The 12,656-nt window shown below is 42.9% G+C and carries 11 protein-coding genes and 1 pseudogene; 11 read left to right on the top strand and 1 reads right to left on the bottom strand.

The annotated features are described in order from the left end of the window. The first annotated feature begins 63 nt into the window (after positions 1-63). Positions 64-1,494: a flagellin N-terminal helical domain-containing protein gene (locus tag IMZ31_RS16300; RefSeq protein ID WP_207528316.1), complete on the top strand. Its 1,431-nt coding sequence runs from the start codon at positions 64-66 to the stop codon at positions 1,492-1,494. A 319-nt stretch (positions 1,495-1,813) separates the two neighbouring features. Further along, positions 1,814-1,927, top strand: a pseudogene (locus IMZ31_RS16295) (flagellin); the annotation flags it as partial. On the opposite strand, the gene IMZ31_RS16290 reads toward IMZ31_RS16295, so the two are convergent. Continuing rightward, a complete protein-coding gene (locus tag IMZ31_RS16290) occupies positions 1,919-2,887 on the bottom strand; it encodes a hypothetical protein (protein WP_207528315.1) in 969 nt (322 codons plus the stop codon). The pseudogene IMZ31_RS16295 and the gene IMZ31_RS16290 overlap by 9 nt on opposite strands. Before the next feature lie 172 nt (positions 2,888-3,059). Between IMZ31_RS16290 and flaG the strand changes: the two genes are divergently transcribed. The 9 genes from flaG to prfB all read left to right on the top strand — a co-directional run bounded on the left by flaG (position 3,060) and on the right by prfB (position 12,293). Further along, positions 3,060-3,422 (top strand): flagellar protein FlaG, encoded by a 363-nt coding sequence (flaG, locus tag IMZ31_RS16285; protein WP_242705589.1) that lies wholly within the window; start codon positions 3,060-3,062, stop codon positions 3,420-3,422. A 15-nt stretch (positions 3,423-3,437) separates the two neighbouring features. Then, positions 3,438-4,985 (top strand): flagellar hook-associated protein 2, encoded by a 1,548-nt coding sequence (locus IMZ31_RS16280; protein WP_207528314.1) that lies wholly within the window; start codon positions 3,438-3,440, stop codon positions 4,983-4,985. Between the two features lie 20 nt (positions 4,986-5,005). Continuing rightward, a complete protein-coding gene (gene fliS, locus IMZ31_RS16275) occupies positions 5,006-5,404 on the top strand; it encodes a flagellar export chaperone FliS (protein ID WP_207528313.1) in 399 nt (132 codons plus the stop codon). Further along, complete coding sequence (locus IMZ31_RS16270; RefSeq protein WP_207528312.1) at positions 5,404-5,757, top strand: flagellar protein FliT; 354 nt, start codon at positions 5,404-5,406, stop codon at positions 5,755-5,757. Before fliS ends, IMZ31_RS16270 begins: the two co-directional genes overlap by 1 nt. A gap of 8 nt (positions 5,758-5,765) precedes the next feature. Beyond that, entirely contained in the window at positions 5,766-6,149 is a 384-nt protein-coding gene (locus IMZ31_RS16265; protein ID WP_207528311.1) for a DUF8042 domain-containing protein, read from the top strand. Between the two features lie 726 nt (positions 6,150-6,875). Next, positions 6,876-7,427, top strand: coding sequence for a ribosome hibernation-promoting factor, HPF/YfiA family (gene hpf, locus IMZ31_RS16260; RefSeq protein ID WP_036782956.1), 552 nt, complete (start codon positions 6,876-6,878; stop codon positions 7,425-7,427). 676 nt (positions 7,428-8,103) lie between these two features. Beyond that, positions 8,104-8,265 carry a hypothetical protein gene (locus tag IMZ31_RS16255; protein WP_156969129.1) on the top strand — a complete coding sequence of 54 codons (162 nt, stop codon included), beginning with the start codon at positions 8,104-8,106 and terminating at the stop codon, positions 8,263-8,265. A gap of 327 nt (positions 8,266-8,592) precedes the next feature. Continuing rightward, positions 8,593-11,115, top strand: a complete 2,523-nt coding sequence (secA, locus tag IMZ31_RS16250; protein ID WP_207528310.1) for a preprotein translocase subunit SecA — start codon at positions 8,593-8,595, stop codon at positions 11,113-11,115. A 76-nt stretch (positions 11,116-11,191) separates the two neighbouring features. Continuing rightward, a protein-coding gene (prfB, locus tag IMZ31_RS16245) for a peptide chain release factor 2 (protein ID WP_207528309.1) occupies positions 11,192-12,293 on the top strand; the annotation gives its coding sequence in 2 pieces (ribosomal slippage) (positions 11,192-11,263 and positions 11,265-12,293; 1,101 coding nt in all). The last annotated feature ends 363 nt before the right edge of the window (positions 12,294-12,656 follow it).

Here is a 12,656-nt window from a genome sequence, read left to right as displayed (position 1 = left end):
GCCACAATACTTAATTAAGTTTCACAGGGACGTGAAGCTTTATATTCAAGGAGGAAATTTTAAATGAGAATTAATCATAATATTGCTGCGTTGAATACTTATCGTCAATTAGGAGCGGCAAACCAGGCAAATTCAAATTCAATGCAAAAATTATCTTCAGGTCTTCGAATTAATAAGGCGGGAGATGATGCTGCAGGATTAGCAATTTCAGAGAAAATGCGAGGTCAAATTCGTGGTTTGGAGCAAGCGCAGACAAACGCTCAAGACGGTATCTCTATGATTCAAACTGCTGAAGGTGCGCTTAACGAAACTCATAGTATTCTTCAGCGTATGCGTGAACTTGCAACACAAGCATCCAACGATACTAATACTGAGACAGATCGTGGTGAAATACAAAAAGAAATTAACCAATTAACATCAGAAATTAATCGAGTAGGTAATACTACTGAATTTAACACCCAAAAACTACTTAATGGTGGAGAGCAGCCAGCCGATCTAACTGCTAGTACTACAGGAACGGGCGGAGTAACATTAACTGATTCTGCTGAAGAAGTTACAGGTGAATGGACTGTTTCTGTAGATACAGCATTAGGTAATAGTGAAACAGCTACGATTGCCGGCGTAAAAATTGATGGAGCAGATGGTGGTGGGGAAGAGATTAATACCACTACAACCACAACGAAAGCTGGACAAGCGACAGCAATCGCCAGCGTATTGGCAAACGACAGTACGTTTAGTGAAACATATACAGTCGCAGATAATGAGGATGGAACAATTACAATTCGTGAAAAGGCTGGCCAAGCCAAGGGTACTGATATTACAAAATCGGGAACTCAAGCTGGAAACTTTACAATTACACAGGATACAGCTAGTACTGCAGAAGCAGATCCTTCGTTAAAAGTAGATACAAAATTTGTTGCAGGCGATACTCTAACAGTAGGGGATAGGACGATTACGTTTGGTAATGATTCTTCTAATTTTGATGTTGATGCATCTACTGACAGTGATAAAGGTGCTCAAGCTGATGCCATTGCTAAGATATTAGCAAAAGAAGGCGGAATTGATACAGCAGTTTCGGATGGAACTGATAAAGTTACCATTACTCAAGAAGGCGGAAAAGGGTTCTCTGCGAGTTTCCAAGTTGGAGCTAATGAAGGTCAAAGCATGTCTATTAAAATAGAAGACATGAGAGCAAATGCTCTTGGTTTAACTGGTCAAGCTGGTTCAGGCAATTTCACGACAACTAACACGGTTACTGATGGTACTGATAACACGGCTGTTGAAGCAGCATTAGACGTATCAACTCATGAAGGTGCCTCAGCAGCAATTACAAAAATCAATGACGCTATTGAAGATGTTTCTGCACAGCGTTCTAACCTTGGTGCATACCAAAACCGCTTAGATCACACAATTAACAACTTAGGTACATCTTCTGAAAACCTAACAGCTGCGGAATCTCGAATCCGCGACGTGGATTATGCTTCGGCTGCTTAAGCAGTGATGAAGCACAGTCGTCCTACCTGGTAACGGTTAGGATTACAATCGGGTGAATTGCTGGAAACCCCTTAGAGCCTTTTATGCGACAACGGAGCTGGAAACGGCAAACGTGAACGTGGAGAAATAAAAGGATTGGGCAATCAGCAGCCAAGCTCCTGTTCCGAAAGGATGGAGAAGGTTCAACGACTAGGATAAACCACCGTTAAGGGTGATGAAATCCGTAGGGAGGTTAAACTCTTCCGAAGTGCCCGACCCCTACTATTATATAAGAGGGTGAAGATATAGTCTGGTCAATCATGAGAGTGATTGTGGCACGATGGCCAAAGAAATGATGAACCAAACGAAGCAAAACATCCTTGCTCAGGCTTCTCAATCAATGCTTGCAAAAGCAAACCAACAGCCTCAAGGAGTACTTCAATTATTACGTTAATTTTAACCAGAATGGTCGCCTCATTAGAGGCGACCGTTTTTTTTGTAAGTAACAAAGATAGGTGGCTTCGCCGTATTGTCTTCCTGTTATTCTTTTGAACGATTTTAGATCATCAACTAGATCGCCAGGGAGTTTAACTTGGTAACTGTTACGTACTGAGTTAGTATTACTTTTTTCACTTTGTAATATAGTATAGATCTTGTAATAAAAGGAAGGGGTTCTTAAGCTTCTATTGATCTCCTTTAAATGGTGTAATAAATCTTTGAGTTCAGAAGTAGGGTTAACTAATTTAAATGTGTCCGGAAGATAAATGGTAGTTCTTAGTGCATTGGGGTGTTTAGTTTCTTGAGAGGTTAGAAATATATCTTTTCGTTCCATACAAGGTGATAAATATGGCCTAATCACAGTTAAAAAATAGTAAATTGAGGGCTGGTCATATAAAAGGAGACGATTTTGTCCATCAATATGAAACTCCAGGGAGTATATGTCTTTCAGTAATTCTTGTAATTTTTCAACGTCTTTATTGGAAAAACTATCAGTAGACAAAATCACTTTTTGAGGTGTACTTTTAGAGACTTTCAAATGTCCATCATCCTGGTACCAGGTAGCGAGACAGAAGGGTGAGAAGTAGTTTTTTATAAAATTTATAGGAACAATTTTTTTGTTATCTCTATACCATAGCTCTTTTAAATCGCTCATTCCTTCTGATGATTTGGATTGGACATAGTATTGCCTATAGTAACGATTCGTTCTTTTATCAAATACTCGTCTAAAAACAGGTGGGGGTGTTTCTATGGTTTGTTGAAGAATCTGATATCCTTTTACAGCCCACTCCCGATCCGCTATTGTATGGGCGAAGCGGAATCGTGGGGTTCTTCCATCTTGAATTACAATGTTCCCATCTCCTAAAAGCTTCCCAGTTATAAACTCTAAAAATTGATCACTATACTGAGTATGCATGGGCAATGATTTCACCTCTCTTCTAAAATAAGGGCCGAACGATCCTCATTACACTATACCCTTAAATGAACCATTTTGTTTCCTTTCCTCATAATTAAAATAGCTTTCTACTTAACAATTAATAGATACAACCGATATAAAACATAAAGATGTGAAAAGGAGCTGGCTGCCAGTGAAAGTGGGTAACATGGTCCATGAATCCCTACTTCTGCAACGGGCTGAGCGCACCTATGTAAATACAACATCGACAGAGGGTTTGGTTGAGGTTAAAGAATCAAACGTTCCTTATCAGGAAACAGAAAAGGCATTAAACAAAGAAGAGGCTCAAGAAATTATTCAAAGCATGAATGATTTTATGGAGCCTGCACAAACAGAACTTAAATTTCAATTCCATGATAAATTAGAAGAATATTACGTAACGCTAGTAAATCCAGAGACGGATGAAGTGATTAAAGAAATTCCGCCTAAGAAGCTATTAGACATCTATGCTTCTATGGCAGAGTTTCTAGGATTTTTGGTGGATCGAAAAGTATAAGGTGGTGACCTGTGAATGAGTGATATGCGAATCGGGGGATTAGCTACTGGAATGGACATTGACAAAATTGTCGGTGATTTAATGAAGGCTGAGCGAATCCCGCTAAATAAGATGGAGCAAGAGAAAACGTGGCTGACGTGGCAGCGAGATGCTTATCGTGATATGAACAAAAGCTTTGACGAGCTAGAGCGTATGGCATCAGATATGAAGTTCTCCAGTGTCTACAATACCAAGTCTACTAGTTCAAGTATGTCTGATGCTGTAACCGCAACAGCTGACCCAGCTGCTAGTAACGGGAGCTATAGTATTAAAGTGGATCAACTAGCAACGGCTGCGATTAACACAAGTAAAGAAAAGATCTCAGACGGAAATGGACTTGATTTAAATACGTCATTAAAAGACATGAACTTTAAAAACGCTTTGCCAGCTGATCTTTCTTTCACAATCGAAACGTATAACGAAGATGGTACAGCGAATCCTCAGACGTTTAATATTACAGAAGACATGACGTTGAATCAGGTCTTTTCTGAAATTAATAACTCTGATTTAGGTGTTCGAGCCTTCTACGATAAACAAGCGGATAAAGTCGTGTTAGAGCGTACGGAGACTGGTAACTTTAATACAGACTCAAGCCGGTTTAGAGGCGCTGAAATCGGATTTGATGGGGGTACTGCAGCCTTTTTAACGGATACCCTTGGTGTTTGGAATAGTAAGAAAGATGAGGATACAGGTAAGTGGGTGAAGGCTGAAGTTGGTGGACAAGATGCTAAGTTCACCTACAATAATGCTCTTACTATAAACTCTCATGATAATTCCTACAAACTAAACGGCATAAACTTCCAATTCAAAGATCGAACAGACGGAAAAAACGCCTCTATTACAGTAAACAATAACGTCGACCATGCCGTTGATAAAATAACGAAGTTCGTTGCCAAATACAACGAGATTATCGAGAGTGCTAACGAGCAAGTGAGTGAACGGAAGAATCGTGATTACAAGCCGCTGACCGATAAAGAGAAAGAAGCGATGGAAGAAAAAGAGATAGAGCTTTGGGAAGAACAAGCGAAGAAGGGCTTGTTAAGCAATGATTCGGCTATTGAGGGTACGCTTTTTTCGATGCGAAATCAATGGTATGAATCTGTCGAAACAAGTGGTTCTTATGACACGATCACTGATATTGGGATTAAAACATCCTCTAATTATAGGGATGGAGGCAAGCTTTTAATCACGGAAAGTAAACTGCGTGAGGCTTTACAGGATGACCCTGAATCTGTTTATAAGCTTTTTTATGGTGAAGGGGATGAGAAAGGGATTGCTAGAAAACTCGAGGAATCTCTTAGCAATGGCATGAAGCAAATTGAAGGCAAAGCTGGGAAATCTACGAGTGTTGGCAGTAACTTCAGAATCGGGAAAGAAATTAACTCTATAAAAGACGAAATGAATGATTTTGAAGACCGCCTGAACCAAGTAGAAGACCGCTACTGGGCGCAGTTTACCGAAATGGAAAAAGCCATTCAAAAGCTAAATTCACAATCGGCTCAGCTTATGAGTCAGTTTGGATAATAAAAGGAGTGTCTACGGATATGTCTACACAGGCTTATCAAGCATATCAAAACAATTCCGTTGAAACAGCATCACCGGGCGAATTAACACTGATGCTGTATAACGGGTCCTTAAAGTTTATGAAACTAGCAAAAAAAGGCATTGAAGAAGGGGATATTGAGCTTCGCAATACGAATATCCAAAAGGCTCAAAAGATTGTGCAGGAGCTTATGGTGACAATGAACCCGGATTATTCCATTACGCAGGAAGTCATGCCTCTTTATGATTATGTGAATCGTCGTTTAATGGAAGCGAACCTGAAGAATGACTCTATCATTTTAAATGAAGCATTTGAGATCATGACAGATTTTCGTGACACGTGGAAAGAGGTTGTGAAACAAACTCGTCAGCAACAGTTCGGCGCCGGTGGAAATGCGTAATGAGCCAGGTTGACCAACTTCATGACATCACATCAGAACTGTATGAGTTAGCAAAAACGCCCCCTAAAGCAACAGAACGAGAAGCGTTTGTCGAAAAGCTAACAGAATTACTCGAGAAGCGGGACAAGATGATAGAAGGATTAGAAGGCCCATACACAGATGAAGAACGCCAAAAGGGACAAGAAATCATCCGGATGAACAGCGTAGTAGACGAGCGCGTAGCTATTCATATGAAACAACTAAAAACAGAAATTGCTCATATGAAGAAACGAAAGACATCGAATCAGAAATATACCAATCCGTATCAAAGCGTCTCCACATACGACGGCATGTTTCTAGATAAGAAAAAGTAGGTGACAGTATGGCAGAACTAACAGAAGAGAAAGTCCAATTCTTACAACAGTACGACCAGCTCCTTCACACCATGAGTGAAGGATTCGATTACATAGAAGAGCACCTGGATGAAGAAGCACCACCCGAAGTCGACCAAGTCTTCAGCGACCTCGTCCAAGCCATGCAACAGCTCCACCAAGGCAACCAACAACTCGCAGCCTTCATTGGCGACACAGAACAGCTGAAATACCAGATCGTCGACTTTCAAGAAATCGTAGAAATGATGTCAGAATGGTTCGAGAAACCAACAAACCTCGACAAGAAATCACTCATCAGCGGAAAAGTCGCCCCGAACTTTGAAAGTTGGAGACTGAGTATGCACCAACTATTAAAACCGTATATTCAACATTAGACTCGTTACCTGCTTAGGTAGCGGGTTTCTTTTTATAAATCGACTATCTAAGTAAGTTGCTGCCCCCCCCTTGTCTGCTTCTGTGTCTGATGGTATGGGATCTAGTTCTTTCTCAGGGGGCCGTTATCCACTTAAGATCAGGACAGGCTGGAGGACTGCGAGACTCCCGCGGGATAAGGAGCCTATCTAGTTCCGGCGTGGAGGACCTAGCGAGACAAGTCATCTTTTTTACAAAGGCTTAACGCCTTTTCCAAAAAGCTGTCTTGTCCGTACGGCCCTGGGCACCACGCCAGAACTTTTATACTAGGGGAGGCCCTGCAGAGAGCGTTAGCGAACGAGGAGACTTCCCAGCTCCCCGCAGGAAAGCGAGTTGGCCTCCAGCCAGTCCAACCACTTTTAACGTAACGGACCATTCTATCCGTCACACTTCCTCCACAGAAAGTTCACCAATTCGCCAAGCATAATACGTCTCAATCTGCATAGTTCTGATGTATAATAAAAGTAAGGGAAGCCCTTACAAAAGCTGTTGTCGATTTTCAAAAGAAAAGTAAGAATCGGCAGTTTAACCAGCTCACATAAAGGGGAAGTATCCCTAATAAACCATCCTTATCCTATTTTCCAACAATTACTGACACAAAGTATTCAAAAAACTCTAAAAATTATAGCAGGTATTCTAGTAGTTGTGGTAGAATAAGTACACATAAGGATGAAAGGAGGACACTTTCTATGAAGTACAACATTCGTGGTGAAAATCTTGAGGTAACGGCGGCGATTAATGATTACGTCGAGAAGAAGATTGGTAAGTTAGGCCGTTACTTTGATGAGGAGCCTACATCAGAGGTACATGTCAATTTAAGTGTCTATAATGATGAGCAGCAAATCGAGGTTACAATTCCAATGAAAAATCTCTTACTCCGTGCTGAAGAACGGCACGTGGACTTATACGCTGCCATTGACCTTGTGGTAGGGAAGTTAGAACGACAAATCCGCAAGCACAAAACAAAAATTAACCGTAAATTCCGCAACGAAGGCGCACCAAAATACGTTTTCGCGGAAATGGAAAAGAGCTCACAGCAAGCTGATCCTTATGATGATGAAGATATTGAAATTGTTAAAAACAAGAGATTTGATCTAAAACCAATGGACTCTGAAGAAGCCGTTCTACAAATGGATATGCTAGGCCACAGCTTCTTCGTCTTCACAAACGCAGACACGAACAACACGAACGTAGTGTATCGTCGTCGCGACGGCAAATACGGTCTTATCGAACCAAATTAATAAAGAATAAGGAAAAGCTGTCTCCTATTTAGGAGGCAGCTTTTTTGTATGGGGAGGGCCGTTACGTTTGTTGAGCGATAGGGGTGACTGGGGAACGACTCGCTTTCCGCGGGCGAGCTGTCGAGCCTCCTCCCTCACTTCGTTCAGTCCGGGGTCTCGTCGACCTCTTTCTCCCGCAGGAGTCTCCCCGTTCCCCAGTAACCCACTTGATTTGATTTGGTCTAACGGCCCCCGCTATATAAGGGTAATAGGCACTTAACCGATACTACCCAGCAGGTGGCATATTTCCGTTAATTCTAATATGGCAAAGGTGGTCCGAGAAATTGCGAGACTCCTGCGGCAGTAGGAGCTCGTAAATAAAAGAGGAAGTTCGACTAAGAACGTCACGTCCTGTGACAACGTCGAACGATCCCACGTCGTGTGGGGCCGCGGAAAGCGAGTGATTTCTCGGACCACCTTCCTCTATCTACAGTTAACGGAAACACTCCCCTTAAAAATTTCCTCACATTTCCTCGAAAAAGAACAGTTTTTAGCCCGCAGCTTACCAAAATTAAAAAACTGCAACCAGAAACCCTAATTTACCGGGATTCTTCGTTGCAGTTTTTCAATTTCTGTCGTTGGCCCTCTTAAAAGCTCTCATGGTATAAATTAGGTAACGATGAAAGGAGGCGTGCCTATGAAGAAAGATGAGCTTTCCTATACTGAACTGTATCACAAAGTTAAAAAGCAGGAAGAGCTGATCACGCAGCTATTGGAAATCCTCGCTGTAACCAATCGAAAGGTTAGCGAACTGGATCAACGACAGCGTCGCGTCGAGCTTCATCACCTTCAAGTTTAAACCCCCGTTTTTGCAGCCTCACCTCCCTCGCACGATTCCTCGCAAGTTCCTCATTTAAAAGGGCAGCTCATCCTCGGGCTGTTCTTTTCTTCATTATAGGGGATAGTAGTCCAGCTCCGGCGCCTACCACCTCGAGGTCTTAAGGCAAAACGGGCTATAAGTAAAAAGCAACTTATAGCCCGTTTTGCCTTAAGCTTATCGGTGGTGAGCAAGGCGCCTGCGCTTCCTGATAGTAAGTTGTCACTTCCTACCTAAAAGTGTTATGATTATTGTCAGATCTAACTAATAATTAAGTAACGGATTTCTATAAATAGGGGAGCGTTATACATGCGTGCTTTGCTGAAAAAAGTATTTGGAGACGATAACTCACGCCAACTTAAGAAGATGCAGCGAGTTGTCGATCAGATTGAATCTTTAGAACCTCAATATGAGAAGTACTCAGATGAGGATCTTCGTGCGAAAACAGAAGAATTTAAAGAGCGTTATCAAAAAGGTGAAGATCTTGATGATATTTTACCAGATGCCTATGCGGTCGTTCGTGAAGGAGCGAAACGTGTATTAGGATTGCGCCCTTACCCAGTTCAGTTATCAGGTGCAGTGGCCTTACATGAAGGGAACATTGCTGAGATGAAAACGGGTGAAGGTAAAACGCTAGCCTCTGCTTTACCAGCCTATTTAAACGCCATCACTGGAAAAGGCGTTCACATTATCACCGTCAACGATTACTTGGCGACACGTGACTCTAGTGAAATGGGTCAACTACATGAATTCCTTGGTCTAACTGTCGGTTTGAACTTAAACGGCATGTCGAAGGAAGAGAAGAAAGAAGCTTATCTTGCCGATATTACGTATGGTACGAACAACGAGTTTGGGTTCGATTACCTGCGTGACAATATGGTGTTATATAAAGAACAAATGGTACAGCGCCCACTTCACTTCGCGATCATTGACGAAGTGGACTCCATCTTAATTGATGAAGCGCGTACGCCACTTATTATCTCAGGTTCTGCGCAAAAGTCTGCGAACCTTTACCATCAGGCAGACCAATACGTGCGTACCCTTACTCAAGAAGAGGACTATACGTATGATGAGAAGACAAAAGGTGTTCAACTAACAGAACAAGGGATTAACAAAGCAGAACGCTTCTTCAATATCGAGAACTTGTATGACCTTCCAAACGTGTCGATTACTCACCACATTAACCAGGCGTTAAAAGCGCACACGTCTATGCTTCGTGACCAGGACTACGTGGTGCAGGAAGAAGAAGTTGTGATCGTTGACCAATTTACGGGTCGTTTAATGAAAGGTCGGAGCTACAGCGATGGCTTACACCAGGCGATTGAGGCGAAAGAAGGCCTTCAAATCCGTAACGAAAGCCAGACGCTTGCAACGATCACATTCCAGAACTACTTCCGTATGTACGATAAGATCTCTGGTATGACCGGTACAGCGAAAACGGAAGAAGAAGAGTTCCGTAACATTTATAATATGAACGTTGTTGTGATTCCAACGAACAAGCCAATTGCTCGTGATGACAAAGCGGACATGATTTATAAATCAACCGATGCGAAGTTCTTAGCTGTCGTAGAGGACATTAAAGAACGCTATGAAAAAGGACAGCCTGTTCTAGTCGGTACTGTTGCGGTTGAAACGTCCGAGCTCATCTCAAATTACTTGAAGAAAGCGAAGATCCCGCACAACGTCTTAAACGCGAAGAACCACTTCCGTGAGGCAGAAATCATTGAGAACGCAGGTCAAAAAGGTGCCATTACGATTGCGACGAACATGGCCGGCCGTGGTACAGACATTAAGCTTGGCGATGGTGTTCGTGAGCTTGGTGGATTAGCTGTAATGGGTACAGAACGCCACGAATCACGTCGTATTGATAATCAGCTTCGTGGTCGTTCCGGACGTCAGGGTGATCCTGGTGTATCTCAGTTCTATCTTGCGATGGAAGACGAATTAATGCGTCGTTTCGGTTCTGATAACATGCGTAACATGATGGACCGTCTCGGTATGGATGATTCTCAGCCAATTGAGAGTAAAATGGTCTCTCGTGCGGTTGAATCCGCGCAAAAACGCGTAGAAGGTAATAACTTTGATGCTCGTAAAACACTTCTTGCGTATGACGATGTGCTTCGTCAGCAACGTGAAGTTATTTACAAGCAGCGTTACGACGTTTTAACCTCTGAAAACTTGCGTGAGATTATCGAAGAGATGATGAAATCAACGGTTGAGCGTCAAGTTGCTCTCCACACTCAAGATGAGATGGATGAGAACTGGGAGCTTGATGCGCTTGTCACGTATCTAAACGCCAATATCCTTGAAGAAGGCGACGTTTCAGCGTCTGACCTAAATGGGAAAGACCCTGAAGAGATGATTGAACTCATCATGGAAAAAGTGAAGGAACGTTATGATAAGAAAGAAGAAGAACTAACGCCTGATCAAATGCGTGAGTTTGAGAAAGTTATCCTTCTTCGCACAGTTGATACAAAGTGGATGGATCACATCGATCAGATGGATCAGCTGCGTCAGGGTATTCACCTGCGTGCTTATGGTCAGAACGATCCGTTACGCGAGTATCAGTTCGAAGGATTTGCGATGTTTGAGAAGATGATCGCGGCCATTGAAGAAGAAGTTTCAAAATACGTGATGAAAGCTCAAATTCGTGAGAACCTGCAGCGCCAGGAAGTAGCCAAAGGAGCACAAGCTGTTTCTGGCGGACAAGACGAACAAGAACAACAAAAAGAGAAGAAACGTAAACCTGTTGTAAAAACGGACCACGTGAAGCGCAATGACCCTTGTCCTTGCGGTAGCGGTAAGAAATACAAGAACTGTCATGGTCAGTAATAGGTGAGGGCACGCTCTTTTCGAAGAGGGTGTCTTCCCTATTTACAGTGGTTTTAAAATTAGATGAGGTGATGTCATGGAACTAGTAGATATTAAGCAAGAGATTGACAAAATGGCTAATCGTTTAGCGGACTTCAGGGGGTCTCTTTGACCTCGATACAAAGAAAGAGCGCATTGCTGAACTAGAAGAGCAAATGTCTGACCCGAGTTTCTGGGATGACCAGGAAACGGCTCAAAAGGTCATTGGTGAAATAAACGGCTTAAAAGGATACGTGCACAAGTTTGAAGAGCACGTCGAGTCCTTAGAGAACCTTGAGGTATCCTACGAGCTTGTAAAAGAAGAAGGCGACGAAGAGCTTGCTGAAGAGCTTGAAGAAGACATGAAAAAGCTAGTTGAAGCACTTAATGAATTTGAGCTGCAAATGCTTCTTAGTGAACCGTATGATAAAAACAACGCGATCCTTGAACTCCACCCAGGTGCTGGTGGTACTGAGTCTCAGGACTGGGCAAGCATGCTTCTTCGCATGTACACACGCTGGGCTGAAGAGCGTGGCTTTAAGGTTGAAACGATGGACTACCTTCCAGGTGAGGAAGCTGGTGTGAAAAGCGTAACGCTAAACATTCAAGGTCATAACGCTTATGGCTACCTGAAAGCGGAAAAAGGGGTTCACCGTCTCGTGCGTATTTCCCCGTTCGACTCAGGAGGCCGTCGCCATACATCCTTCACGTCTTGTGAGGTCATGCCAGAGTTTAATGATGAGATTGATATTGAAGTGCGTTCAGAAGATCTTAAAGTAGACACGTACCGTGCAAGTGGTGCCGGCGGTCAGCACGTTAACACAACAGACTCCGCTGTCCGTATTACGCACACACCAACGAACACGATTGTAACGTGTCAGTCTGAACGTTCTCAGATCAAAAACCGCGAACAAGCCATGAAGATGCTGAAGTCGAAGTTATATCAACAAGAAATCGAACGTCAGCAGCGTGAACTGGACGAAATCCGCGGAGAACAAAAAGAAATCGGTTGGGGAAGCCAGATTCGTTCCTACGTCTTCCACCCATATTCCATGGTTAAAGACCACCGAACGAACAAAGAAGTCGGAAACGTACAAGGTGTCATGGACGGAGACCTAGACCCATTCATCGACGCCTACCTGCGCTCCCTCATCAACTAATACAAAAAAAGCCTGCCCACCCGGCAGGCTTTTTTGCGCTTTACAGAACCAAAGCGTGCCAGACACCAAGTGATGCACTAAAGCACTAAAGCGTGCCAGACACCAAGCGTTGCTCTAAAACACTAAAGAGTGTCAGACACCCTGCACTCCTTTACCGCGCTAATACGTTATTTCGGTGTCGTTTACACCTTCAGGGTTTGGTGCTATACTCCATATCGGACTTTTACGAAAATGAATACATATGTGAGTGAACTCGTCCTCAAATGCACACAATCAAAGAAAGGACAATCAGGTTCGCTTTCACACTTTACCGTAACAGCGAGTGCCAGACACCCTTTACTCTGTTAAAGGGTGTCTGGCACT

It is taken from the genome of Pontibacillus sp. ALD_SL1 (genome assembly GCF_017355605.1).
The sequence above is the reverse complement of the archived record's forward strand: the minus strand, read 5'-3'. Positions and strand labels throughout refer to the sequence as shown.

Coding starts and splice junctions, on each gene's coding strand:
- IMZ31_RS16270 (WP_207528312.1), top strand. CDS start 5,404: ATGAGCCAGGTTGACCAACTTCATGACATCACATCAGAACTGTATGAG.
- IMZ31_RS16300 (WP_207528316.1), top strand. CDS start 64: ATGAGAATTAATCATAATATTGCTGCGTTGAATACTTATCGTCAATTA.
- hpf (WP_036782956.1), top strand. CDS start 6,876: ATGAAGTACAACATTCGTGGTGAAAATCTTGAGGTAACGGCGGCGATT.
- fliS (WP_207528313.1), top strand. CDS start 5,006: ATGTCTACACAGGCTTATCAAGCATATCAAAACAATTCCGTTGAAACA.
- IMZ31_RS16255 (WP_156969129.1), top strand. CDS start 8,104: ATGAAGAAAGATGAGCTTTCCTATACTGAACTGTATCACAAAGTTAAA.
- IMZ31_RS16290 (WP_207528315.1), bottom strand. CDS start 2,887: ATGCATACTCAGTATAGTGATCAATTTTTAGAGTTTATAACTGGGAAG.
- IMZ31_RS16280 (WP_207528314.1), top strand. CDS start 3,438: ATGAGTGATATGCGAATCGGGGGATTAGCTACTGGAATGGACATTGAC.
- IMZ31_RS16265 (WP_207528311.1), top strand. CDS start 5,766: ATGGCAGAACTAACAGAAGAGAAAGTCCAATTCTTACAACAGTACGAC.
- secA (WP_207528310.1), top strand. CDS start 8,593: ATGCGTGCTTTGCTGAAAAAAGTATTTGGAGACGATAACTCACGCCAA.